This window comes from Streptomyces sp. 2131.1, from assembly GCF_900105515.1.
Classification (GTDB): domain Bacteria; phylum Actinomycetota; class Actinomycetes; order Streptomycetales; family Streptomycetaceae; genus Streptomyces; species Streptomyces drozdowiczii.
Map to the genome: position 1 here is coordinate 517,648 of NZ_FNSY01000001.1, position 24,050 is coordinate 541,697.

Genomic DNA, 24,050 nt, shown 5'->3' on the forward strand with positions numbered 1-24,050 from the left:
CTACTTCTCGCTCTCCCGGTCCCGCAGCAGGCGGCTGATCTGCTTGACCAGTTCGTCGTCGCTCGCCACCCGCCGCCCGGAGACCAGCGCGCCGAGCCGCTCGGCGGTCTGGAAGTCGTACGCGCGCTCGGCCTCCTCGCCGGGCACGATGGCGTACTCCTCCTTCGCCCGGAAGCCGACGGTCAGGTCGACCACCTTCGCGATGATCCAGGTGAGGACGAACGAGAACGCGATCACGGACACGATCGCGACACACTGCTTGCCGAGCAGGCCCCAGCCGCCCCCGTAGAACAGGCCCTCCTTGCCGCTGATGCGGGCCGTGGCGAAGAGGCCGACCATGACCAGGCCGATCAGACCGCCGACGCCGTGCACCCCGACCACGTCGAGCGTGTCGTCCACGCCGAAGCGGAACTTGAGCGTGATCGCGTACGCGCTCACCGCGCCGACGACGAGCCCCGTGACGACCGCGCCCAGGGTGTTGATCTCGCCGCACGCCGGGGTGATGGCGACCATGCCCGCGACGGCGGACGACACCACTCCCATGGTGGTCACCGAGCCGGTGCGCCACTTCTCGACCAGGGGCCAGGTCACCATGGCGCCGGCCGCCCCGAGCTGGGTGTTGAGGAAGGCCGCCGACGCCGTGCCCTGGGTGGTGAGCGCGGAACCGGAGTTGAAGCCGAACCAGCCGAACCACAGCAGGCCCACGCCGATGACGACGAGCGGGATGTTGCTGGGGCGCTCCTCGCGGCGGGCGAAGTCACGCGGCGCGCGCAGCACCAGTGCGACGGCGAGCCCGGCCACCCCGGAGTTGAGCTCCACCGGCAGCCCGCCGGCGAAGTCCAGGGCGCCGAGGTGCTTCACGATCCAGCCCTGCTTGTCGAACACCCAGTGCGCGAGGGGGATGTAGACGATCAGCAGCCACAGCACGACGAAGACGAGCCAGCCGCGCATCGTGGCGCGGTCGGCGATCGAGCCGCTGATCAGCGCCACGGTGATGATGGCGAAGCCCATCTGGAAGGTGCTGTAGATGTACGTGGGGATGGCCCCGGTCAGCGTGTTCAGCTGGATGCCCTTCATGAACACGTGGTCCAGGTTCCCGATGAGCCCGGCCCCTCCCACGTCGGGCCCGAACGCCAGGGTGTAGCCGATGACCCACCAGACGAGGGTGCCGAAGGCCAGCGCGGCGAAGCTCATCTTGATCATCATGAGCACGTGCCGGGTGCGCACCATGCCGCCGTAGAAGAACGCGAGGCCGGGCGTCATCAGCAGGACCATGGCGGTGGCGGCGAGCAGCCAGGCGGTGTCCCCGGAGTCGTACGCGGCCGGCATGGGCGCGGGAGCGGTCATCATCGGCGATACCTCGTGTGGGGAGGGGCTGGGGCGGGACGGGCTACGGCTTGCGCAGGTCGGGGGGCGGGTGGCCGGTGAGCAGCCGGCGTACGGCGTGCCAGGCGGCCCGGTGCGCCTCGGCCACCCTGACCGGGCTGTCGTCGAGGAGCCGCACCCACGCGCCGCAGTCCCGGGGCAGCACGCTCACCCCGTACAGCACGCCGAGCCCGGCCAGCGCCTCGTGCAGGGTGTCGGCCAGCTCGGTGGCGGGAACGCGGTCGGTCACCGCGAAGAGCGAGGCGACGTGGTCGTGGCCGGCGAACACCCCGGGCCCGAGGACTCCGGTGCCCGGCCGGCCGGGTGTCAGGCGCAGGGTGTCGATGGCGAGGAGGGTGCCGTCGGGCCTGCGGATGCGCAGGTCGGTGGCGAGCGCCCGGTAGGAGTGGCGCTCGCCCCGGGCGAGCCGTCCCGCGGTGAGGGTGTCGCCGACCAGAACCGTGGCGTCGGGGGCGACGGTGACCTCGGTGCTCTGGTAGAACCGCGCGCCCTCGAACGGGATCAGCGGGTCGGGGAGGTACTCGACGTAGCTGCCGGCCCCGGCCGTGAGGTGCAGGCGCTGGCTGGCGTAGTCGTGCTCCATCCGGAAGATCTTCGTGGCGGCCTGGGTCGTCAGGTGGACCTGGGTGTCCGGGCCGCAGTGGAAGTCCATCCGGTAGCGGTCGGCCTGGGCGACGCCGCCGCCGGTCGCCATCAGGTACACGTAACTCATGCCGGGCTGTTCGGGGTCGATCCACAGCGGCCGCATGATCTGAAGCGGTGTCTTCTGGTAGCGCCCGACGAGTTCGGTGCGGCCGCCCCGTACGGCGAAGGCGAGGTCGAGGATGCCGACCTTGGCCGGGGAGCCGGGCGCCAGCGTGTCCGGGACGGAGGCCAGGGCCGCCACGTCCGGGGGGACGCGCACGGCGGTGTAGTACTCCTCGGCGAGCCGGTCGGCCTTCGGCCGCTGCGGGGCGAGCGGCATGTCAGATCAGCACCTTGCGGCGGGATTCGAGGTAGCCCGCGATCTCCTCGACGCCCACGCCGGTCAGGCAGTCGGTGAGGACGACGGGGCGGTCGCCCCGCACCCGGTGGGCGTCGGACTCCATGACATTGATATCCGTGCGCACGTACTGCGCGATGTCGATCTTGTTGATGACGAGGAGGTCGGAGTCGGTGATGCCGGGGCCGCGCTTGCGGGGCATCTTCTCGCCCTCCGCCGTGTCGAGCACGAAGAGGAAGAGGTCGACGAGTGCGGGGCTGAACGTCAGCGTGAGGTTGTCGCCGCCGGACTCGTACAGCAGCGTGTCGGTGTCCGGGAAGCGCTCCAGCATCTCGGCGCCGGCCGCGAGGTTCATCGTCGGGTCGTCGCGTACGGCGGTGTGCGGGCAGGCACCCGTCTCGACGCCGACCACGCGCTCGGGTTCCAGGACGCCGGCCAGCGTGCGGCGCACGTGCTGGGCGTCCTCCTGGGTGTAGATGTCGTTGGTGATGACGGCGGGGCGGTGGCCGCGTGCGATCAGGACCGGGACCAGCGCCTCGATGAGCGCGGTCTTGCCGGAGCCGACGGGTCCGCCGATGCCGACCCGCAGTACGTTGTCGTCCATGGTGCTCCTAGGGGTGTCGTGGTGGGTGCTCAGCTGGCGAAGAGGCGGGCTTCGGCGCGTTCATGACGGCCCGACATGACGTCCGAGGCGAAGACGGTGGCGCCGACGTCGTCCAGTTCCCTGCGCAGCGCGGCGTCGACGGTGGTCTCGATGACGGGCGCCGCGCCTCTGAGCAGGGCCTGCGCAGTACGGTGGTCGGTGAGCCTCAGCCGCAGGGCGGCGCCCGCGAAGCTCACGCAGAACGCGAACAGGTCGGCGGCGACCGCCTGCCGGACGGGGACGCCGGTCGACGCGTAGACGACGCCGGCGGCCACGGCCTGGGTGCCGGGGGCCTCGCGGCGCACGACCCGGTCGTAGTAGTCGCCGATCTCCGGGCGGCCGAAGACCTCGTGGCCGAGGTCCAGCAGCTGCCGGCCCGTCCGGCCGGCGGCCTGGCGCATCTCCCGGCCGAGTTTCGTGGCGAACAGGTGCTCGTCGATCCGGACCACGGCCTCCGGGTCGCCCGCCGCGGTGGCCCGGTGGGCCAGGGCGAGCGCGGTGGCGTCCGCGGGCCCGACGCCGTGCAGAAGCAGGTCCGCCAGCAGCGACGGCAGGCTCTCCGCGTCAACGGCGCCCGCCTGCGCGAAGCCCTCCAGGCTGTGCGAAAGGGTGTAGAAGCCGCTGGGGAAGGCCGAGTCGGTCAGCTGGAGGCTGACCAGCAGCGGCCCGAGACCCGCGGCGGCCGTGGTCCCCGCCGGGCCGGGGTCGCCCGCGGTGTCGCCCTCCTTGCGGTACATCGGCCCTAGACCAGGAAGTAGAGGTGGTTCAGGGGCAGCTTCTCGGCCGGGTCGATGGTGGCGACCTTGCCGTTGAGCGTGACCTTGAACGTCTCCGGGTCGACCTGGACGTCCGGCAGCACGTCGTTGCGGACCATGTTGTGCTTGCCGATGGTGCGGGTACGGCGCACGGGCAGGACCTTGCGGTTCAGGCCGAGCCGCTCCGGCACGCCGGCGGCGATGCCCGCCTGCGACATGAACGTGGCGTGGGTGGCCTGGAGCGCCTTGCCGTACTGCCCGAACATCGGCCGGTAGGTGACCGGCTGCGGGGTCGGGAGCGAGGCGTTGGGGTCGCCCATCTGTGCCCAGGAGACGAGGCCGCCCTTGATGACCATCTTCGGCTTGGCGCCGAAGGAGTGGATGGGCCAGAGCACGATGTCGGCGAGCTTGCCCTTCTCGATCGAGCCCACGTAGTCGGAGATGCCCGTGGCGATGGCGGGGTTGATGGTGAGCTTGGCGAGGTAGCGCAGCACCCGCTGGTTGTCGTTGCGCTCCGAGTCGCCCTCCAGCACCCCGAGCTTGTCCTTGCAGTGGTGCGCGGTCTGGAAGGCCCGGGTGACGGACTCGCCGATCCGGCCCATGGCCTGGGAGTCCGAGGAGAACATGCTGATCACGCCGAGGTCGTGCAGCACCGACTCGGCGGCGATCGTCTCGGCCCGGACCCGGCTGTCGGCGAAGGAGACGTCCTCGGGGATGTCACGGCTCAGGTGGTGGCAGACCATCACCATGTCGAGCAGCTCGTCCACCGAGTTCTTGGTGTACGGCAGCGTCGGGTTGGTCGACGACGGCAGGACGTTGGGCTCGCCGGTGACGCGCAGGATGTCGGGGGCGTGTCCGCCGCCCGCGCCCTCGCTGTGGAAGGTGTGGATGGCGCGGCCGTCGATGGCGGAGCGGGTGTCCTCGAAGAATCCGCCCTCGTTGAGGCTGTCGGTGTGGATGGCCACCTGGACGTCGTGCTCGTCCGCGACGTTCAGCGCGTTGTCGATCACGGCCGGGGTGGAGCCCCAGTCCTCGTGCACCTTGAGCGCGCAGGCACCCGCGACGACCTGCTCCTCCAGGGCGCCCGGCAGGCTGCCGTTGCCCTTGCCCATGATGCCGAGGTTGACCGGCAGCGTCTCCGCCGCCTGGAGCAGCAGACCGATGTTGTACGGGCCGGGGGTGCAGGTGGTGCCGTTGGAGCCGTCCGTGGGACCGGTGCCGCCGCCGATGAGGGTGGTGATGCCGTTGGTCAGCGCCTGCTCGGCCTGCTGCGGTGCGATCAGGTGGACGTGGCTGTCGATGGCGCCCGCGGTCGCGATCAGGTGCTCGCCGGCGATGGCCTCGGTGCCGGGTCCGATGACCAGGTCCGGGTCGACGTTGTTCTGGGTCTGCGGGTTGCCGGACTTGCCGATGCCGACGATGAAGCCGTCCTTGATGCCGATGTCGCACTTGACGACGCCCACGATCGGATCGATGACGACCACGTTGGTGATGACGGTGTCGAGCGCGCCCTGGGCGGCGGTGGCCTGCGGGTCGGAGGCCATGCCGTCGCGCATGGTCTTGCCGCCGCCGTAGACGACCTCGTCGCCGTACAGGCCCTCGCTGTAGTCCTTCTCGACCTCGACGACGAGGTTGGTGTCGGCGAGGTGGAAGCGGTCACCGACCGTGGGACCGAACATGTCGGTGTACTGCTTGCGGGGCAGGATGGGCATCAGCGCGAACCCTTCTTCTTGTCCTTGGCGGCCTTGGAGCTCTTGGAACCGTCCTTGCCGGAGCTCTTGGACTGCGTCTTGGAGCCGGCCGCGGCAGGCGTGTTCTGCGCACCCTCGAAGCCGCGCTCGATGGCCTTGCGGACGGCTTCGACGCGTGCGGGGTGGGAGGCGAGGCTGCCGTTGAGGAGTCCGCTGAAGCCGGTGAGCCGGCCGGTTCCGGCGTAGGCGCAGAGCTCGACCTCGCGCGTCCCGCCGGGCTCGAACCGTACGGAGGTGCCGGCGGCGATGTTGAGGTGCGTGCCGAGGGTCGCCTCGCGGTCGAAGGAGAGCGCCGAGTTCACCTCGAAGAAGTGGTAGTGCGACCCGACCTGCACGGCCCGGTCGCCGGTGTTGCTCACGGTGACCTTGACCGTGCGGCGGCCCGCGTTGAGTTCGATGGGGTCGTCCCCGTACAGGTACTGCTGACGGAACGTCATGCGATGCTCCTGGTGCCAAGGTCCGCCCCAGCGGCGGACGGGTGATGGTGATGCCGGTGCCCGGTCCCGGGGCCATTCCCGTGGGGGTGTCCGTGTCCGTGGTCGTGGTCGTGGCTGTGACCGTGGCCCTCGCCCGGCGGGTGAGTGTGTGCGTGACCGTGGTGGTCGGCCGCCGCGAGGCCGGTCGGGACGCCGTCGTCGCCGTGCTCGCTCCAACGCCGGCGCGCGTCGGCCGCGCGTTCGTCCAGCACGCGGCGCAGGGCGGATTCCGGCAGGAGAGGGCCCGCGTCCGCCACCGGCACCGCCGTCCCGCCGACCGGGCGCACGTCCGTGAACGAGGCGGGCAGCAGCGCAACCTTCTCCGCACCGAGCAGCCGGCAGCGCCGGACTCCTTCGGCCGGGTCCGGGTCGCCGCCGTCGAACGCGACCTCGACCAGGGCGTGGCGCCCGTAGCGGCGTACGAGGGCGGCGACGCGGTGGAGTTCGGCGTCCTCGAAGGGGTCGCCGGCGGGGGCGGCGACGAGGAGCGCGGAGTCGGCGGGCACCCGGCCGGCGGCGGCGCGCAGCCAGGCGACGAGGTGCTGGGCGGTGCCGAACGGTTCGGCGAGCAGCACGGCTCCCCGGCCGGCGTCGGGAACGGCGCGCAGGGTGCGGGCGGTGTCCGCGACGAGCCCGGGCTCGCGGCCGAGGGTCATCGGGACGACGACGACGCGCTCGCCCCGGCGCAGGTGTGCGGCGACGGTCCGGAAGAGGGCGCGCCCGTTGGGGACGATGCCCGTGTCCGGGCCGAGACGCCCCTCCAGCGCCCGGCCGTACGCGGCTTCGTGGCCGCAGACGGCGATGACGGCCGCGTTCCCGGCCATGGTCAGCCGCCGATGGGGTCGTGGACGGAGACCAGCTTGGTGCCGTCCACGAAGGACGCCTCGACCTGGAGGAGGCCGAGCATCTCCCGTACGCCGTCCATGGTGGCGTCCTCGCCCACGATGTGGCGGCCCAGCTCCATGCAGTCCGCGACGCTCTTCCCGTCGCGGGCCGCTTCGAGGATCGCCTCGGTGATCAGCGCGACCGACTCGCTGTAGTTGAGCTTGAGGCCGCGGTCCTGGCGTTTGCGGGCCAGGTCGGCCACGACGTACACGAGCAGTTTGTCGATCTCGCGGGGGGCGAGGTTCATCGTGGATACCTTCCTCGGGATGTGCGGTGGGAGGGCCGGCGGTCGAGGGCCGGGTCAGCTGCGGCGCAGGCGCGGCAGCAGGGGGACGGCCGCCAGCAGCGTCCAGGTGGTGAGGATGAACGGCCAGGTGAAGGTGTGGCCGCCGAACGGCTTGAAGAAGGAGGTCAGGGTGGCGGTGAGGCCGGTGCTGACCATCGCGCCGAAGATCGCGTAGGCCGCGGTCCAGGCGGTGTTGGCCATGAAGACGGCCCCGATGCCGATGGCGACGAGCACCGCGTTGTAGCCGTAGATGCCGTTGGCGATCAGGTCGGTCGGCGCGCCGAGCAGCCAGCCGGCGACGATCCCGGCGATGCTGCCGACAGCCGCGTAGAGCACGACGCGCAGGCCGGCGAAAGCCAGTCCGACGAGCATGATCAGTCCGACGTACCAGCTCTCGACCAGGAAGATTTGCGAGACGTTGTTGAAGAAGGCGTGCCACAGGTCGTTCCAGGTGATCCCGGTGTCCCCGCTGGTCGTGCTGGAGACGGCCGCCGGGGCTCCGTGCCAGACGCGGTCGAAGGACGGGGCGCCGACCACCATCACGCCGGAGACCAGGCAGAAGGGCGCGGTCATGGGTGTGAGGTTGTACGGCGCGAGAAATGTGGCCAGCGTCGCCATGAGGATGACGCACAGGACGGCGCCCACGACGGTCAGTACGTAGGTGGCCGGGTGGTTGCCCAGCGAGGAGACGAGGGCGATGCCGGTCAGGCAGCCCGCGAACCCCTGCATCCCGAGTGCGATGCTCCCCCGGTCGACGGCCAGCGCGTAGGCCGTGGCGGTGGCGACCAGCGTCCCGATCGTCGCGAACAGGCCCGTCTGCCAGCCCGCCGCCCAGAGCCCGGCGAGGATCGCGGCGCCCGTGTACAGACTGGCCTGGAAGTCGACCTGTCCGACACCTCGCAGTGACGCCAGGAGGTACGCGGACGGCTGGCGGCTCTCCAGCCGCCGGACGAGATCCGGCTCGGCGAGGGACAAGGCGTGCTCCAGCGTCTCGTCGGCAAGTGGGGTCCGGGCGCGACGGATTCACGGAGGCACCCGTCATATGCCATGAAGTCACACAAAGTCGGACTTATCGCGCTGGGAGCGATCGGGGTAGCCCACTCGGGTACACCCCGGAGGCACGCCGTGAACCCGGCCCTCGATGCCCGGCCGCCGTCCGTACGTTCGGCGCATGGCCCAGAAGATGCGGTTGCACCGGCACAGCCACCCCGATCACCACCCGGGTGTGCAGCTCCCGGTCGTGGTGGCCGTCGCGGTCGGCGGGGCCGCGGGGGCCTGCGCCCGGTACGCCGCCGAACGCCTCTGGCCGACCGGCACCTTCGCCTTTCCCTGGACGATCCTGCTGATCAACGCGGTGGGGTGTTTTCTGATGGGGATCCTGATGGTCACCCTGAAGCTGCGCTTCCCCGGGGCTCCCCGGCTCATCAGCCCGCTGCTCGGCACCGGTGTGCTCGGCGGGTTCACCTCGTTCTCGCACTACACGGACAACGTGCGGCAGCTGTTCGACAATCATCAGCCCGGCTACGCGGTGAGCTACCTGGTGCTGACCGTGGCCGCGGCGCTGGCGGCCGTGACGGCGGGGGCGTTCGCGGCGCACTTCGCCTTCGGCCGCTCCTACGCCGCACAGGGCGAGGCGTCATGACCGACTGGCTGCTCGTGCTGGCCGGCGGCCTGGTGGGGGCGCCGCTGCGCTACCTGCTCGGTGTGGACGCGAAGTTCCGCCTGCACAGCGTCTTCCCCTGGGGCACCTTCGCGGCCAACGCGGGCGCGGCGCTGGTCCTCGGCTTCGTCGCGGAGGGGGCGACCGACGGTGATCTCGGCAACCGGCTGAATCTGCTGCTGGCCACCGGCTTCTGCGGGGCCCTGTCGACGTGGTCGACGTTCTCGTACGAACTGCTCACCCTGAATTCCGCCCGTCGGCTGGGACTCGCGGCGTCCTATCTCCTGGCCACCGTCACCGCCGGAGTGGGGCTGTCCTTCGCCGGGGCCGCTGTGGCGCGCGCGGTGTTCTGAGCGCGCGCCACGCAGGCGAACGCGCTGTGGCCCGCCCCGGGTGGGGGCGGGCCACAGCGCGTTGCGAGGCTCAGTCGATGCCGGGCAGGATGTGCGGTTCGGCGAGGTCGTCCTCGTAGCCGGCCAGGCGGATCGGCGCGGACCTCGCCCAGACCTCGATGTTCTGGAGCTTGTCGCTGCCGGATCCCGGCTTTCCGTGCCGTTCGGCCGGTCGCTCGTCTTGCTTCGTCAATTCCGGTGTCGTCACCGCGCACTCCTTCGTGTCGCGTAGCCCCGGGCGCTGCCGACGCTCCGGTTCTCATTTCCGGGAATCAGCTGCCCATGCGGGGCAGGGGCAGGAACAGTTCGGTCGCGGTGGCGCCGGGTACGGGGCGGGACGGCGACTTGGTTGACAAGCCTGTCCCAGGACGGTCGAGGAAGGTTCGTGGACTCCTCGATGACGTCCGTTCACATCAGAGTAACCAAATGAGCGCGTCCGCGCTCGATGGAACGTGTGCCGTGAGTCACTTTCAGCCACCACTTACGGAAAAGACCCGGCCAGGTAAACACTCCGGCCGGGTCTTCGCACGGTAGGGCGGCGCACACCCCCGCTCCTCTACCAGTTGGCGGGGGCGTAGTCCTTCAGGAAGCAGCCGTAGAGCACGTCGCCCGCCTCGCCGCGCACGATCGGGTCGTAGACCCGGGCGGCGCCGTCGACCAGGTCGAGCGGGGCGTGGAAGCCCTCCTCCGCCAGCCGCATCTTGTCCGGGTGCGGGCGCTCGTCGGTGATCCAGCCGGTGTCGACGGCCGTCATCAGGATGCCGTCCTTCTCGAACATCTCCTGCGCGCTGGTGCGGGTCAGCATGTTCAGCGCGGCCTTGGCCATATTGGTGTGCGGGTGCCCCGCGCCCTTGTAACCCCGGCCGAACACGCCCTCCATCGCGGAGACGTTGACCACGTAGGAGTGCTTGGCCGCGGTGGCCGCCATGGCCGGGCGCAGCCGGCTGATCAGGATGAACGGCGCGGTCGAGTTGCAGAGCTGGACCTCCAGCAGCTCGATCGGTTCGACCTCGTCGACTGTCTGGATCCAGCTGTTGGTGTCGTGCAGGTCGGGCACGAGGCCGCCCGCGTCGATCGCGGTGCCGGCGGCGATCCGGGCCGGCGACGCGGAGCCGCTGACCAGGGCCAGGTCCGTGACGTCCTGGGCGCTGAGCGCTTCCTTGCGTGCGGCGGGCAGGGCCGCGACGCGGTCGACGCTGCCGCTGCCGAAGGTGCCGATCACCTCGGCGGCGGGCAGCTCACCGGCGGGCAGCGGGGCGGACTCGGCCGAGAGCAGCTCGCTGTACGCCTGCGGCGAGCGGCGGACCGTCTGCGCCGCGTTGTTGATCAGGATGTCGAGCGGACCCTCGGCCGCCACAGAGTCGGCGAGGGCGACGACCTGGGCGGGGTCGCGCAGGTCGATGCCGACGATCTTCAGGCGGTGGATCCACTCGTCGCTGTCCTCCATCGCCTTGAAGCGGCGGATCGCGTCGTTGGGGAAGCGCGTGGTGATCGTGGTGTGCGCTCCGTCACGCAACAGCCGAAGCGCGATGTACATGCCGATCTTGGCGCGGCCACCGGTGAGCAGCGCCCGGCGGCCCGTCAGGTCGGTACGCGCGTCCCGGCGGGCACGGTTCTCCCGGGCGCAGTCCTGGCAGAGCTGGTGGTAGAACGCGTCGACCTCGACGTACCGCGTCTTGCACACGTAGCAGGACCGGGGGCGCTGAAGGATGCCGGCGATCTCGGTGGTGGTCGACGAGGAGGGCAGGACGCCCTGGGTCTCGTCGTCGATGCGCTCGGCCGAACCGGTGGCCGTGGCCTCGGTCACCGCCTTGTCGTGCGCGGTCTTGGCGGCCCGGCGTTCCTGGCGGCGGCGCTGCTTCACGGTCCGGTAGATCCCCGCGGTGGCCCGGCGGACCGCGACGGCGTCCGGGTGGTCGACCTCGATGGTGTCGAGCTCGTCGAGCACACTCAGGCAGACGGCCAGCCGCTCCGGGTCGATGCCGGGACCGAACTCCTCGGTTCCGGCCACGATCTCGGGGCCGTCCTCTGTCACCGTCATCGCCGTTCCTCTGTACTCGTACCGGCCTCACCGCGGGCGTGGGGCTCGGTCAAGTTTGCCATGATCCACGGGCTGCTCCATTCGGGTGGAGCGGGGCGCGGAACAACGCCGCGAAAAAAACTTCGCATCAGTTGTGCATGCCCTCGCCGATCCGGGGCAGGCGGTGCGCGAAGCACTCGGCGACAAGGAGGGGCCAGACATCATGGCGACCACGACGGAGAAGACCGACGGAGTCCTCGGCGACGCGTGCACGCTCTCCGAGCAGGACGGCGCGCCGCTCGGTGCGGAGACCGCGGAGCTGCCGTGGATCGAGGACACGGGCAAGGTCGCTCCCAAGGACGCCCGTGCCCTGTCGAAGATGTTCCTGGACCGGCTGCAGTCGCTGGAGGAGGGCACGCACGAGTACCAGTACGCGCGCAACACCCTCATCGAGATGAATCTCTCGCTCGTGCGGTACGCCGCCTCGCGCTTCCGCAACCGCGGCGGCGACGACACCGAGGACATCATCCAGGTCGGCACCATCGGTCTGATCAAGGCCATCGACCGCTTCGACCTGTCGCGCGAGGTGGAGTTCGCCACATTCGCCGTCCCCTACATCGTCGGTGAGATCAAGCGCTTCTTCCGGGACACCACCTGGGCCGTGCACGTCCCGCGCCGGCTCCAGGAGCTGCGGGTCGACCTCGCGAAGGCGAAGGAGGAGCTGTCGTCCCGGCTGGACCGCGATCCGACGGTCGCCGAGCTGGCCGCCCACCTCGACCTGCCCGAGGAAGAGATCATCGAGGGCCTCGTCGCGGCCAACGGGTACTCGGCCGGTTCGCTGGACACCCCCACCGCGGAGACCGACTCCGGCAACGAGCAGCGCTCGCTCGCCGATGTGCTCGGCGAGGCCGACCCCGGCATGGAGACCGTCGAGAACCTCCACGCGCTGGCGCCCCTGCTGGAGCAGCTGGACGAGCGCGAGCGCCGGATCGTGCAGATGCGCTTCGGCCAGGAGATGACGCAGGCCCAGATCGGTGCGGAGCTGGGCGTCTCCCAGATGCACGTGTCCCGGCTGCTGGCCCGTATCGTCAAGCGCCTGCGGGCCGGAATGTCCGTGGAGGCCTGACCGGTCCCAGGCCTCGGGCGCGCGAGCGTAACCGGTCCCGAGGCCGGACCACCCCCTCGAATCGGTCACACACCGACGGAGTGTGGCCGAAGACGCTGTGAACGACGCCCGGCGGCGAATTGCCGGGCGTCGTTCACATATGCTGCGCAACACCGGCGGGTGGCCCGCACGGTGCAAGGAGAGAGTGAAAAGTGGCTGAGATGCGCATGGGCGCCCCGGCCCGACCTCCGGCCGTGGGGGCCTTCCCGGTCCAGGCGGCTTCCGAGGCCGGCGAACGGGGCTCCGTGTGGGACGTCAGCGGCACCATCCTGCTCGTCGAGGACGACGCGGGTGACGCGCTCCTCGTCGAGGAGATGCTCGCGGACGGCGAGCTGGACCCGACCCTGACCTGGTGCAAGACCCTGTCCGAGGCGCTGGCCTTCCTGCGGTCGCACCGGGCGCCCGTCTGCGTCCTGCTCGACCTGCATCTGCCCGACGTGCACGGTCTGAGCGCCGTGACACAGATCGTCGACACGTCCCCGGACGCGGCGATCGTCGTCCTCACCGGCCTCGCGGAGGCCGACGCGGGGCTCGCCGCCGTGGCGACCGGCGCGCAGGACTACCTCATGAAGGGCCTGCTAGACCCCCAGGCCCTCGCGCGCGCGATCCGGTACGCCCTCCAGCGCAAGCAGGTCGAGCAGGCCGCGGCCGCGCTGCGCGCCAACCAGCTGATGGCGCAGGAGAACGCACGCCTCGAACGCGGGCTGCTGCCCGTCCCCCTGCTGAACGACGACAGCTTCCAGGCGGTCGCCCGCTACGAGCCGGGGCGGGCCCACGGGCTGCTCAGCGGTGACTTCTACGACGTGGTCCAGACGGCCGACGGCACTGTGTGGGCGGTCATCGGTGATGTGTCGGGGCACGGTGCGGCGGAGGCGGCGCTCGGGGTCTGCCTGCGGGTGGCCTGGCGCGCGGCCGTGCTGTGCGGGACGGATCCGCTCCAGCAGCTGGGGCTGCTGGAGTCGATCCTGGTCGCCGAGCGCTCCGACCCCCATCTCTTCGCCACCGTCACCACGCTCGCCTTCCCGCCCGGCGGCGACCGCGTCCAGGTCGTGCGCGCCGGTCACCCGGGGCTCCTCCTGCGCCGGGGCGAGGAGGTCGAGTGGGTGGAGCCCGAGGGCGGCATGGCGCTCGGGCTGCTGCCCGGGCACGGCCAGTGGTCGGTCAGCGAATTCGAACTCACGCCTGACGCGGCGCTCGTCCTGTTCACCGACGGCCTCTTCGAGGGGCGCACCGGGCCGCACAGCCGGCTCGGCGAGGACGGGCTGCTCGACATGGCCCGGAACCTCGCCCCCCTCACCGCCCGCCCGTTCGTCGACGCACTGGTCGCGGGCGCCTCGGAGGCCGCTGCCCCGCACGGGGGCCTCGCCGACGATGTCGCCGTCCTGCACCTCGGCTGGAGAAACACCGCACATGAACAATGAGATAACGGACACCTCCGCGCAGCCCAGGGGAACGTGGGCCCGGCTGTCGGTCCAGAACTGGGTCCACCTGATCCTGGCCGCCTTCGTGCTCGTGGTCTGCGGCTGCGTGGTGGCGGGCGGTCTCGTGCTGGCCCGGATCTCGGACCGGACCACCGAGCTGGTCGACCGCATCCAGCCGGCCCGCTCCGCCTCCTTCCAGCTGCAGAACGCGCTGCTCAACCAGGAGACCGGCGTGCGCGGCTACGCGCTGACCGGTGACGCCTCGTTCCTGGAGCCCTTCTCCGCGGGCAAGAAGGAGGAGAAGGACCGGCTGGCCCGCGTCCGCTCAGCGATGGGCGACAACGCCCCGTTCAACCGCGACCTGGACCGGATCGCCGCCGCCGCCTCGGAGTGGCGCCGGGTGCACGCCGAACCGCTGATCGCCGACGTCCGGCGCGACGGCCCCGGGACCCGCTCGTCCGACAGGACCGCCGAGAGCAAGACCGCCTTCGACAAGCTGCGGCAGCTGTACGGCACCCAGCAGGCGCATCTCGACGCCGCCCGGGACCGGGCGCGTGCCCAGATGGACGACGCCCGCCACACCCGTGACCGGGTCTTCGCCGCCCTGCTGATCGTCTTCGCGCTCTGCGTGGTCGCCCTCAGCGTGTTGTTCCAGCGCGCTGTGGGACGGCCGCTGAACGCCCTGGCCGAGGCCTCCCGACGGGTCCGCTCGGACAGCTTCCGCGATCAGCGGATCGAGGTGCACGGTCCCTCCGACGTACGGGCGGTGGCCGGAGCGGTCGAGGACATGCGGGGCCGGCTGGTGGCGGAGCTGGACGTCACGCAGGAACGGGAGAACACGCTCGCCCAGCAGACCGTGGAGCTGCGCAGGTCCAACTCGGAGCTGGAGCAGTTCGCGTACGTCGCCTCGCACGACCTCCAGGAGCCGCTGCGCAAGGTCGCCTCGTTCTGCCAGCTGCTGGAGAAGCGGTACGGGAACGAGCTGGACGGCCGCGGCAAGCAGTACATCGACTTCGCGGTGGACGGCGCCAAGCGCATGCAGGTCCTCATCAACGACCTGCTGACGTTCTCCCGGGTCGGACGCGTCCACGACAGCTGGACCCCCGTCGAGCTCGACAAGTCCTTGGACCGGGCGCTGGGGAATCTGGCGATGGTGATCGAGGAGTCGGCGACCACGGTCGTCCGCGAGAGCCCTCTCCCCTCGGTCACCGGGGACCCCACGACGCTCGCGATGATCTGGCAGAACCTCATCGGGAACGCCGTGAAGTTCCGCCGCCCCGACGAACCGTGCGTGATCACGGTCGGGTGCGAGCGGGACGGCGACGACTGGCACTTCACGGTGGCGGACAACGGGATCGGCATCGCGCCCGAGTTCGCCGAGAAGGTCTTCGTCATCTTCCAGCGCCTGCACGGCCGTGACGAGTACGACGGGACCGGCATCGGCCTGGCCCTGTGCCGCAAGATCATCGAGTTCCACGGGGGCAGGATCTGGCTGGATCCCGACTCCCGTCAGGGGGCGCGGGTCCACTTCTCGCTGCCCGCCGACGCCGCTCCCAAGGACGACGGCACCCACGACACGGCAGCCCCTGCCGAAACCTCTGGAGACGCCACGTGAACACCCCTGTAGAGCCCATCGAGGTCCTGCTCGTCGAGGACGACCCGGGCGACGAGCTGATGACACGTGAGGCGTTCGAGGACAACAAGATCCGCAACACGCTCCACGTGGTCCGCGACGGCGAAGAGGCACTCGACTTCCTCTACCGCCGCGGCGCCCACACCGGGGCGCCCCGGCCCGATCTGATCCTGCTCGACCTGAACCTGCCGAAGTACGACGGCCGCCAGGTCCTGGAGCAGATCAAGCAGGACCCGGAGCTCGCGCTGATCCCCGTCGTCGTGCTCACGACGTCCTCCGCCGAGGAGGACATCCTGCGCAGCTACAAGCTGCACGCCAACGCCTACGTCACCAAGCCGGTCGACCTGGACCAGTTCATCGCCGCCGTCCGCCAGATCGACGACTTCTTCGTCACCGTGGTGCGGCTTCCCGGTCGCGCGTAATATTCGCTGTCGACGCATGGGAGTGGGATCTCCCGACGCGGGTACACGATCACAAGAAAGAGGTCTGTGACCTCCCCGCTGCGCCCTGGCTGGAGCACATGAAAGAACAGGCGATCTCCCCGCCGGACGACTCCCCCCGGAGCTGTCCGCCTACGGAGGCATTGCACAGCGCCGAGGTGTTCGACGGCGAACCGGGGTGCATTTCCCAGGCACGGGCACTGGCCGACCGCTTCCTCGCCCGGCTTGTGTCCGAGTGGATGGCGGTTCTGGGCGTGCACACTCGCAACGACCTGATGCTGGCCGTGAGCGAGCTGGTCACCAATGCGGAGCGCTACAGCCACGGCCCGTATCTGCTGGAGCTCGAGGGCACGGCGGAGCACATCAGCATCACGGTGTACGACAGCAGCAGCGCGCTGCCCGTCTTCTACGCCCCCGACCCGAGCCGCCTGGGCGGTCACGGCATGGAGATCGTGGTGGCCCTGTGCGACCGCGTCACGGCAGAGCGGGTGCCGGTCGGCAAGCGCATCCGGGCCGAGTTCATCCTGAGCAGCTGACCCGGGAGCAACCGGACCGGGCGGCAACCCGGCCCGGCCTCAGCCCCTCGCGTCCGGCCGGCCGAACCAGTCGATGCACATGACCAGGGCGTCGTCGAGCGTGTCCGACGCCCGGTGTTCCGCGAGTTCCCGCAGGACCGCGCCGGGCACGGCGGCCGCCGGCAGCAGCCGGGTGGCGAGGACGGCCTTGGGCAGGCCCCGTTCCGCGAACATCTCGCCGAGCGGTGAGACCGCGTCGTACACCCCGTCGCTGACGAGCAGCAGCCGGTCGCCGGGTCGGGCCTGGAGGTGCTGTACGGCGTACTGCGACTCCTCGAACATCCCCAGCGGGAGCTGGGCCTCCAGAGCCACCCGGGTGACTGTACGGCCACGCAGGCGCCACAGCTGCGGGGAGCCCGCGTCCACCGCCTCGACCGATCCCGTGGGCAGGTCGAAACGGAGCAGCAGGGTGGAGACGTGGGCGGCGCCGCGGTGCTGGTCGTAGATGGCCTGGTCGGCCAGGGCCGCCTGGTCCGCGATGCCGATACCGGCCCTCCTGGCGTTGCGCAGGGCGTTCACGGCCAGGTTGGTGAGCATGGAGGCCCGGATGCCCTCCCCCATGCCGTTGGTCACGGCGACGCTGAGCTGGTCGCCCTCCGCCGCCCAGTCGAAGTTGTCGCCGTGGATGGCGTAGGCGGGTTCGAGCTGGGCGCCTATGGCGTACTCGGCGGTCGTGAACGACCTGGCCGGGAGGAGCTGCCACTGCATCTCGGCGGCGAGGGTGAGGCGGGTCGTCCGCCGGGCCCGCTGATAGTGGTCGGTGTCCCGTTCGGCGACGACCATCTCGTGGCCGAGGAGATCGGCCACATGGGTGAGATCGTCCATGATCTGGGGGGTCGAGCGCGCGGAGGGCAGCCGAACGGTGAGGATGCCGAGGCGCTCGCCCCGGACGGTGACCGGGAAGTAGTGGTCGGCCGCGTCGTCGGGGCCGGTCCGGCCCTGGTGCGGGCGCTGGCTGCCGAAGGCACGGCCCGGGGCGCTGTTGTGCAGCGAGAGCGGCTGGGCGGGCCCGTCGGCGGCGTCGACCGGGTTCAGCACGGTCATTCCGTAATCCGCCAGGAGAAGCTGCACCGAAAGTGCGCCGTAGGACTTGGCGAGGATGTCGCGCACCGTCTCCACCAGGGCATACGGCGGCGCCGCGCGCAGCGCTCGTTCGATATCCGTGGGGGCAATCACGCTGTTTCGCCCATTCTTCGGTGGGTGGCGGGAGCGGAGTCAGGCTGACAGGAGCACGCTACGGGTGACAGAGTGGAAGAATGCCCCACCGCACCGGACTCCCTCACCGCCCTGACCAGGTGTCCGAGGACGTCTGTGCCGCGTCCGAACTTCTGGAGGTTTTGTGGGGGCGTGGCCAGGAGGCCGCCGCCCGGGGTGTCGTGTCCCCCTCCCAGCTTCGCGCGCTGCTCGTCATCGAGCAGCAGGAGGGGAGCAATCTGCGCTCGCTTGGTGAGGCGCTCGGCTCGCGGGCGCCGTCGGTGAGCCGGCTGTGCGACCGGATGGAGGCCATGGGTCTGGTCCAGCGCGATCCGAGCCCGACGAGCCGCCGGGAGGTCGAACTCCGGCTGACCCTTCAGGGCCGCGAGCTGCTGGAGGAGTACCGGGCGATCCGCACGCGGGAGCTGACCGCCGTGCTGGAGAGGATGCAGCCCTCCGATGTGGCGGCTCTCGCCGTGGGGCTCGCCGCCTTCCGCTCGGCGGCATCGCAGCGGCTCGCCGGCGAGCGGAGTACCGCCGCCCGGCTTCGCGACGATGTCGCGGACAGCGCCTAGGTTCATGCACGCCCCTGCTTCCGCGTTCCGGAGGCGCCGCTCGCGGGCGCTCACGTTGATCGTTCGGTACAGATTGTTGCCCCACGAAGAATGTTGTCAAATGGCAACTGTTACTTTTATCGTTGAGCATTCCCGCCGCGAGCAGGGACGGAGCACAATATGAACCGTCCGACTGATCCGGCGGTCCCCCGCCGCCCAGTGCATCATGAGGTGAACGTGCTTCCACCGCCCAGCGCCGGTCGAGCCATGCAGATAGTCCCACGGCACGAACGCGGCGCGTTGGTGCTCGCGGTAACCGGTGACCTCGACATCGACAACGTCGCGCCCCTCGGCGCAGCGCTGGAGAACGCGTCGCGGGAGGGCACCGGGCCGGTCGTCGTGGACCTGGCCGACGTGAGTTTCGCCGACTCCACGACGGTGAACGTGATTCTCCAGGGGCAGACGGCTCTCGGTCCCCGGCTGCGGCTCGCCTCGCCGTCCGTCTTCATGGAGCGGCTGATCTCCGTTCTGGGGCTCGACAGCGCCGTCCCGGTCTTCCCGAGCGTCGCGGAAGCGATCGACCCGCCGCTTCCCGCGTAGCGAAGAGCAAACACGAGCGCCCTTCTCCCCGCCGACGGGGAGAAGGGCGCTCGTCCGTGCGGGCCGCGGATCAGCCCAGGGCGGGCGGGGCGTCCTCGGGCGAGGTGCCCCACGCCGACGGCTCGTCGCCCACCTCGAAGGAGAGCGAGCGGGCCGACCGGATGTCGTCCGTGGTCAGGTACGTACCCGACTGCCGCTCGCCGTCCAGCCGGGCGGACTGGATGTAGCGGTCGGAGTCCGACGTACCGGGAGCGCTGACGGTCAGCGCGCCGCGCGGGTAGTAGTGGCGGTCGAGCTTGATGTCGACGCGCTCGAACGCGGGCGTGGACAGGCCCCAGGTGTCGGTGCCCGGCTGGACGGGGAAGACACCGATCGACGACAGCACCATCCACGCGGACATCGTGCCGAGGTCGTCGTTGCCCGTCATGCCGGTCGGGCCGTTGGTGAACAGCGTCAGCGCGGCGTGCACCACGTCGGTCGTCTTCCACGGCTGTCCGGTGGACAGGTAGGTGTACGGGGCGATGAGGTCGGGCTCGTTCTGCGGGTTGTACTTGTCGGCGTTGTAGTACGCGTACGGGCCGTTGACCCACACCTCGCGGGCGGTCTTCGCTGGGTCGGCGAGGAGCTTGTCGTACGCGAAGAAGGAGTCCAGCCGCTGGTTCGCGGCGTTCTTCCCGCCGATCAGGTCGACCATGCCGGGGATGTCCTGCGGGACCATCCACTGGTACTGCCAGGACGTGCCCTCGTGGAAGCCCTCGCTCTCGGCCGGGTCGGCGGGGCCGGTGAACGCGCCGGCGGCATCGCGGGCGCGGAAGAAGCCGGTCGAGGGGTCGAAGATCTTCCGGTAGTTGTGGGCGCGGGCCTCGTAGCGCTCCGCGTCGGCCCTGTGGCCGAGGTCCCGGGCCATCTCGGCGAGCATGCCGTCGGCCAGGGCGTACTCCAGGGTGGCCGAGGCGCCGTGGTCGAAGTCGGAGTCGCCGGGCTTGGCGTGCGGCCGGTCCTTGATGTACGGGGCGTACCCGTCCTTCAGGTACTGGACGTTGGCCTCGCGGCCCACGGGCGCGGAGTCGGTGGGCGGGACCCCGTCGGCGTTCTTCTTCAGGGCGCGGTACGCCTCCTCCTCGTACCCCTTCAGCAGGCCCTGCTGGTAGGCGTTGGTGAGGAAGGGGGTGACCGGGTCGCCGGTCATGATGTTCGTCTCGACCGTGCCGTAGCCCCACTTGGGCAGCCAGCCGCTCTCCGCGTCGATGCGCAGGACGGATATGGCCATGTCGCGGGACTCCCGCGGGGCGAGCAGCGAGAGCAGCTGCGCCTGCGTGCGGTAGGTGTCCCAGAGCGACCAGTTCTGGTAGTACGTGAACGTCCCGCGCGAGTCGACAGCCCGGTGCTTCTTCTGGTCCCAGCCGGTGTAGCGGCCGTCCACGTCGCTGCCCACGTTGGGTGCGAGGAAGGACCGGTAGAGGGACGAGTAGAAGGTGCGGCGCAGTTCGTCGCTGCCGCCCTGGGCCTTCACGCCTTCGAGGCGGTCCTCCCAGGTGCGTTCGGCGGAGCGCAGGACGTGGTCGAAGCTGTGGCCGCCCTCTGCGCGGAGGTTGAGCGCGGCCCCCTTGGCGTCGACGTAGCTGAGGGCCGTGGTGGCCTCGACGGTGCGGTCCTTGGTGGTGTCGAAGCGCAGCCAGGCGCCGTTGCGGGCGTCGGTGGCCGTGGACTTCTTCGCGCCGGTGACGGCGTCCCCGTTCCAGGTGCCGGAGGTGCTGAAGGGGCGGTCGAAGCGGGTGACCGTGTAGACCGTGTACGGCTTGGTGTCCTGGCAGAAGCCGCTGCCGGTGATGGCGGTCCGCACGGTGCGGTTGTCGAGGATCTCCACCTCGGAGGAGAGCGTCCGGTGCAGCGACTGGCCCGCGTTGAGCAGGACGTTGGCCTTGTCGGTGGCCGGGAAGGTGTAGCGCTGGACGCCGGTGCGCTGCGTGGCGGTCAGCTCGGCCTCGATGCCGGTCCTGAGCCCGACCTTGTAGTAGCCGGGGCTCGCCTTCTCGTCGTCGTGGCTGAACTCCGCGGCGTACTTCGCGTAGTCGGTCTCCGTGACGTCGCCGGTGGTGGGCAGCGTCGGCAGGTCGCCGCCGAGTCCGCAGCCGACACCGGAGAGGTGGACGGAGGAGAAGCCGCGGATGTGGTTCTCGCCGTAGTCGTAACCGGTGTTGTGGCCGGTGTCCGGGGAGAGCTGCACCATGCCGAAGGGCACGGAGGCACCGGGGTAGGTGTTGCCCTCGTTCTGGGTGCCGATGAACGGATTGACCAGGTCGGTCAGCCGGCCGTCGCTCCGTGGGGCGGCCTCGGCCGTGGCCCCGGGGAGGAGGACACCGCCCAGGAGCGCGGCGGCGGCGAGTGCGGCGGCCGGGCCGCGCAGTCTCGGCCGTGGGGTCCGATGCATGGGGTCTACTCCTTAGGACAACGTTGTCAGAGCGCGATCATTCTTGGAGTCGGCCGTGATCCGCGTCAAGGGGTCGGACAGGCGCCTTGCGTGTCGGTCCGGTGAAGGCGGCCGCCCCGCATGATCCTTCTGACGTCGGGCACCGGGAGGACTACCGTCAGGAGGAGGACACCAGAACCACTCCCGTACTACCAAAGCAGTACGCCGGATCGCCGCCTCAGGGACGACGACGCGGCGGCTGGAAAAGGGGATCGTGGTGTACATGAGTTCCCTTGCGCTGTCCGTGCTGCTGTCACTGGTCTCCGCGGTCGCCTACGCGGCCGGGGCGATCGTCCAGGAGCGCGTGGCCACGGCCTCGGACGGCCGCTCGCTCGCACCGCTGCGCAACCGGGTCTGGTGGGCGGCGGTCACGCTGAACGGCCTGGGCGCCGTCCTGCACGTCGTGGCGCTCGCGTACGGCCCGCTGAGCCTCGTACAGCCGCTGGGGGCGCTCACGATCGTCTTCGCGCTGCCGATGGCCGCGTTGTTCGTACGGCGCAGGGCCGGGGCGACCGCCTGGCGGGGCGCGGTCATGGCGACGGTGGGTCTCGCCGGGCTGCTCGCGCTGACGGGCAGCTCCGACGCGCACAGCCTGGGCGCTCCGCAGCAGTTGATGCTGGCGATGGTGACGTTCGGCGCGGTGGCCGCGCTGGTCCTGCTCTCCCGGGCTATGCGCCGGCCCGTGATGCGGAGCGTGGTGCTGGCCGGAGCGGCGGGCGTCGCGTTCGGGATCGCGTCGGTGTACACGAAGACCGTGGCCATGGAGTGGACGGCGGGCGCCGTGAAGTCCGGGCTGATGCCCCTGCTGGTGATCGCGGCACTGGCGGGCTCGGGCCTGCTGCTGTCCCAGGCGGCCTACCGGGGCGCCGGGCTGACGGCTCCGCTGGCCACGGTGACCGTCGTGAACCCGGTGGTGGCCGCGGCGGTCGGCATCACGCTGTTCGGCGAGCAGTTCCGGCACGGGGCCGCGGGCACGACGCTCGCCCTGCTGTGCGGGGCGGTCGCGGCCGGCGGGCTGATCATGCTGACCACGGAGCGGATGAGCGCGGAGCGGCTTGAGGCGGCGCCCGTTCCGGACGGGAGCGCGGGGGCGGCCGTGGACGAGGAGGGCGGGGACTTCGCGGAGGGGGACGCGGCGGGAGCGGGAAACGCGGATTTCGCCAGGCCCGCCGGGGCGTCGGCCCCGACGGGCGTTCCGCCCCTCCCGGTGGAGCCGGTACCGGCCGTCGCTCCCGGGCCCGCGGGCCGGCGGACCCCTCCCCCGGCGCTGCCCGTGCGGATGCCCCTGGAAGGGCTGGCCGGCCGCGTGGAGTTCGGCCCGCCTCCGGCCGCCGGGCGCAAGGCCGCCGGGGAGACCGGTGACGCCGGGGGCGTTCAGACGCTGACGCCGCCCGCCCTCAGATAGGCCAACGGGTCGATGTCGGAGCCGTACTCCGGGCCGGTGCGGACCTCGAAGTGCAGGTGCGGACCGGTGACGTTGCCGGTGGCTCCCGAGCGGGCGATCCGCTGGCCGCCGCCGACGTGCTGCCCGCCGCGCACGAGCAGCGAGGACAGGTGCGCGTACTGGCTGTACTTGCCGTCGCTGTGCCGGATGACGACCTGGTAGCCGTACGGTCCCGCCCAGCCCGCCGACACGACGGTGCCCGCCGCCATCGCCTTCACGGACGTGCCCGTGGGGACCGGGAAGTCGACGCCCGTGTGGTAGCCGCTGGACCACGAACCGGCCTGGTGGTACGGCGTGCCGGTGCGGGCCGCGACGGGGGCGGTGAGCGAGCTGTGCTTCTGCGTGTGCTGGGTCTTGTGGGGTTCGGCCTTGCGGGCTTCGGTCCTGTGTGGCTGCGTCTTCTTCGGCTGCGGGTGCGCCTGCGGCTTCGTCTGCTGCTTCCGCTGCTTCTCGGCGGCCGTCTTCGGGGCCGTCTTCGGCGTGGCCTTCGGGGTCGCTCCGGTCGCGGTCTTCGGGGCCGTCTTCGTCGCGGCCTTCGGCTCGTTCTTCGGCGCCGTTCGCGGTGCGGGCTCGCCCTTTGCCGGGGTTCCGGTCAGGGTCAGTCGCTGGCCGGGGAAGATCAGGTCCGGGTCGCCGCCGACGACCGTGCGGTTCGCCGCGTACAGCCGCTGCCAGCCGCCCTGGAGGTGCTGGTCGGCCGCGATGCCGGAGAGCGAGTCACCGGGCGTTACGGTGTACGACTCCCGCTTGCCTGGCACCGTCGTCGGGGTGACCGCGGGCGCGGTCCGCTTGGTCTGCGGGGCCCGGGTGGGTAAGGGGGCGGTGTCCGGCTTCTTCGGGGTCGCCACCCGGACCGAGCGCTCGCTCTGCGTGCTGATGTCGGGAGTGGCCCCGCCCTGGGTCAGGCCCGCCTTTCCTGAGCAGACCGGCCAGGCGCCGGGGCCCTGGCCGTCCAGGACCTTCTCCGCGATGGCGATCTGCTGGTCCCTGGTGGCCAGGTCGGCGCGCGGTGCGTAGTCCGTACCCCCGTACGCCGCCCAGGTCGAGCGGGTGAACTGGAGGCCGCCGAAGTAGCCGTTGCCGCTGTTGATGTGCCAGTTGCCGGTGGACTCGCAAGCGGCGACCTTCTCCCACACGTCGGCCGAAGCGGCACCCGCCGACGCCGCCGTGAGGAGCGGGAGCGCGAGGCCGGCGCCTCCTGCCGTGACCGTGAGCGAAGCCCGGTTGATGCGGCTCGGCTGGTATCTGCGGTGCCGTCCGTTCGCGGCCATGACTTGGCTCCCCCGCTGGCTGTAGGACATGTCGCAAGCGGTCAACT

At 70.9% G+C, this 24,050-nt stretch carries 24 protein-coding genes; 10 read left to right on the plus strand and 14 right to left on the minus strand.

The window, feature by feature from the left end:
- From BLW14_RS02565 to BLW14_RS02605, 9 genes are read right to left on the minus strand one after another with little or no spacing between them, the layout of a single operon-like run.
- A complete protein-coding gene (locus tag BLW14_RS02565; protein ID WP_093703871.1) occupies positions 1-1,350 on the minus strand; it encodes an ammonium transporter in 1,350 nt (449 codons plus the stop codon).
- 40 nt (positions 1,351-1,390) lie between these two features.
- Positions 1,391-2,350 (minus strand): urease accessory protein UreD, encoded by a 960-nt coding sequence (locus tag BLW14_RS02570; protein ID WP_093703873.1) that lies wholly within the window; start codon positions 2,348-2,350, stop codon positions 1,391-1,393.
- A gap of 1 nt (position 2,351) precedes the next feature.
- On the minus strand, positions 2,352-2,972 hold the full coding sequence (gene ureG, locus BLW14_RS02575) for an urease accessory protein UreG (protein ID WP_073861858.1): 621 nt from the start codon (positions 2,970-2,972) through the stop codon (positions 2,352-2,354).
- Positions 2,973-3,001: 29 nt separating this feature from the next.
- Positions 3,002-3,748 carry an urease accessory protein UreF gene (locus BLW14_RS02580; protein ID WP_093703875.1) on the minus strand — a complete coding sequence of 249 codons (747 nt, stop codon included), beginning with the start codon at positions 3,746-3,748 and terminating at the stop codon, positions 3,002-3,004.
- Positions 3,749-3,753: 5 nt separating this feature from the next.
- Entirely contained in the window at positions 3,754-5,478 is a 1,725-nt protein-coding gene (gene ureC / locus BLW14_RS02585) for an urease subunit alpha (RefSeq protein WP_093703877.1), read from the minus strand.
- Complete coding sequence (locus BLW14_RS02590) at positions 5,478-5,954, minus strand: urease subunit beta (RefSeq protein ID WP_093703879.1); 477 nt, start codon at positions 5,952-5,954, stop codon at positions 5,478-5,480. Before BLW14_RS02590 ends, ureC begins: the two co-directional genes overlap by 1 nt.
- Positions 5,951-6,817, minus strand: a complete 867-nt coding sequence (locus tag BLW14_RS02595; RefSeq protein WP_093703881.1) for a sirohydrochlorin chelatase — start codon at positions 6,815-6,817, stop codon at positions 5,951-5,953. The genes BLW14_RS02590 and BLW14_RS02595 overlap by 4 nt, the downstream gene beginning before the upstream one ends.
- Positions 6,818-6,819: 2 nt before the next feature.
- A complete protein-coding gene (locus BLW14_RS02600) occupies positions 6,820-7,125 on the minus strand; it encodes an urease subunit gamma (protein WP_093703883.1) in 306 nt (101 codons plus the stop codon).
- Between the two features lie 54 nt (positions 7,126-7,179).
- Positions 7,180-8,139: an urea transporter gene (locus tag BLW14_RS02605; protein ID WP_093703885.1), complete on the minus strand. Its 960-nt coding sequence runs from the start codon at positions 8,137-8,139 to the stop codon at positions 7,180-7,182.
- A gap of 196 nt (positions 8,140-8,335) precedes the next feature.
- On the opposite strand from BLW14_RS02605, the gene BLW14_RS02610 reads away from it, so the two are divergent.
- Positions 8,336-8,806 (plus strand): FluC/FEX family fluoride channel, encoded by a 471-nt coding sequence (locus tag BLW14_RS02610; RefSeq protein WP_093703887.1) that lies wholly within the window; start codon positions 8,336-8,338, stop codon positions 8,804-8,806.
- Positions 8,803-9,177, plus strand: coding sequence for a fluoride efflux transporter FluC (locus BLW14_RS02615; RefSeq protein ID WP_093703889.1), 375 nt, complete (start codon positions 8,803-8,805; stop codon positions 9,175-9,177). The genes BLW14_RS02610 and BLW14_RS02615 overlap by 4 nt, the downstream gene beginning before the upstream one ends.
- Before the next feature lie 70 nt (positions 9,178-9,247).
- Here the strand turns inward: BLW14_RS02615 and BLW14_RS34405 are convergent, their stop codons facing one another.
- Together BLW14_RS34405 and BLW14_RS02620 are read right to left on the minus strand one after the other, a co-directional pair.
- Complete coding sequence (locus tag BLW14_RS34405; protein WP_177153883.1) at positions 9,248-9,424, minus strand: hypothetical protein; 177 nt, start codon at positions 9,422-9,424, stop codon at positions 9,248-9,250.
- A gap of 348 nt (positions 9,425-9,772) precedes the next feature.
- Positions 9,773-11,257 carry an SDR family NAD(P)-dependent oxidoreductase gene (locus BLW14_RS02620; RefSeq protein ID WP_093703891.1) on the minus strand — a complete coding sequence of 495 codons (1,485 nt, stop codon included), beginning with the start codon at positions 11,255-11,257 and terminating at the stop codon, positions 9,773-9,775.
- A gap of 202 nt (positions 11,258-11,459) precedes the next feature.
- Between BLW14_RS02620 and BLW14_RS02625 the strand changes: the two genes are divergently transcribed.
- From BLW14_RS02625 to BLW14_RS02645, 5 genes are all read left to right on the plus strand, one after another.
- Complete coding sequence (locus BLW14_RS02625; RefSeq protein WP_093710627.1) at positions 11,460-12,362, plus strand: RNA polymerase sigma factor SigF; 903 nt, start codon at positions 11,460-11,462, stop codon at positions 12,360-12,362.
- A 200-nt stretch (positions 12,363-12,562) separates the two neighbouring features.
- A complete protein-coding gene (locus BLW14_RS02630; protein ID WP_093703893.1) occupies positions 12,563-13,822 on the plus strand; it encodes a SpoIIE family protein phosphatase in 1,260 nt (419 codons plus the stop codon).
- Positions 13,812-15,437, plus strand: a complete 1,626-nt coding sequence (locus BLW14_RS02635; RefSeq protein ID WP_093703895.1) for a sensor histidine kinase — start codon at positions 13,812-13,814, stop codon at positions 15,435-15,437. The genes BLW14_RS02630 and BLW14_RS02635 overlap by 11 nt, the downstream gene beginning before the upstream one ends.
- Positions 15,434-15,877: a response regulator gene (locus BLW14_RS02640; RefSeq protein ID WP_018523055.1), complete on the plus strand. Its 444-nt coding sequence runs from the start codon at positions 15,434-15,436 to the stop codon at positions 15,875-15,877. The genes BLW14_RS02635 and BLW14_RS02640 overlap by 4 nt, the downstream gene beginning before the upstream one ends.
- Before the next feature lie 98 nt (positions 15,878-15,975).
- Positions 15,976-16,431: an ATP-binding protein gene (locus BLW14_RS02645; RefSeq protein ID WP_093703897.1), complete on the plus strand. Its 456-nt coding sequence runs from the start codon at positions 15,976-15,978 to the stop codon at positions 16,429-16,431.
- A gap of 39 nt (positions 16,432-16,470) precedes the next feature.
- On the opposite strand, the gene BLW14_RS02650 is transcribed toward BLW14_RS02645, so the two are convergent.
- Positions 16,471-17,589, minus strand: coding sequence for a PP2C family protein-serine/threonine phosphatase (locus BLW14_RS02650; protein ID WP_093703899.1), 1,119 nt, complete (start codon positions 17,587-17,589; stop codon positions 16,471-16,473).
- 137 nt (positions 17,590-17,726) lie between these two features.
- Between BLW14_RS02650 and BLW14_RS02655 the strand changes: the two genes are divergently transcribed.
- Both BLW14_RS02655 and BLW14_RS02660 read left to right on the plus strand, forming a co-directional pair.
- Positions 17,727-18,239 (plus strand): MarR family transcriptional regulator, encoded by a 513-nt coding sequence (locus BLW14_RS02655; protein ID WP_093703901.1) that lies wholly within the window; start codon positions 17,727-17,729, stop codon positions 18,237-18,239.
- Between the two features lie 246 nt (positions 18,240-18,485).
- Complete coding sequence (locus BLW14_RS02660; protein WP_018523051.1) at positions 18,486-18,818, plus strand: STAS domain-containing protein; 333 nt, start codon at positions 18,486-18,488, stop codon at positions 18,816-18,818.
- Positions 18,819-18,888: 70 nt separating this feature from the next.
- Here the strand turns inward: BLW14_RS02660 and BLW14_RS02665 are convergent, their stop codons facing one another.
- Positions 18,889-21,249, minus strand: coding sequence for a GH92 family glycosyl hydrolase (locus BLW14_RS02665; protein ID WP_093703903.1), 2,361 nt, complete (start codon positions 21,247-21,249; stop codon positions 18,889-18,891).
- Between the two features lie 253 nt (positions 21,250-21,502).
- Here BLW14_RS02665 and BLW14_RS02670 point away from each other — a divergent pair, with 253 nt between their 5' ends.
- On the plus strand, positions 21,503-22,693 hold the full coding sequence (locus BLW14_RS02670; protein WP_093703905.1) for a DMT family transporter: 1,191 nt from the start codon (positions 21,503-21,505) through the stop codon (positions 22,691-22,693).
- Here BLW14_RS02670 and BLW14_RS02675 read toward each other — a convergent pair.
- A complete protein-coding gene (locus BLW14_RS02675; RefSeq protein ID WP_093703907.1) occupies positions 22,663-24,003 on the minus strand; it encodes a transglycosylase family protein in 1,341 nt (446 codons plus the stop codon). The two genes, BLW14_RS02670 and BLW14_RS02675, sit on opposite strands and share 31 nt — an antisense overlap.
- Between the last annotated feature and the right edge of the window lie 47 nt (positions 24,004-24,050).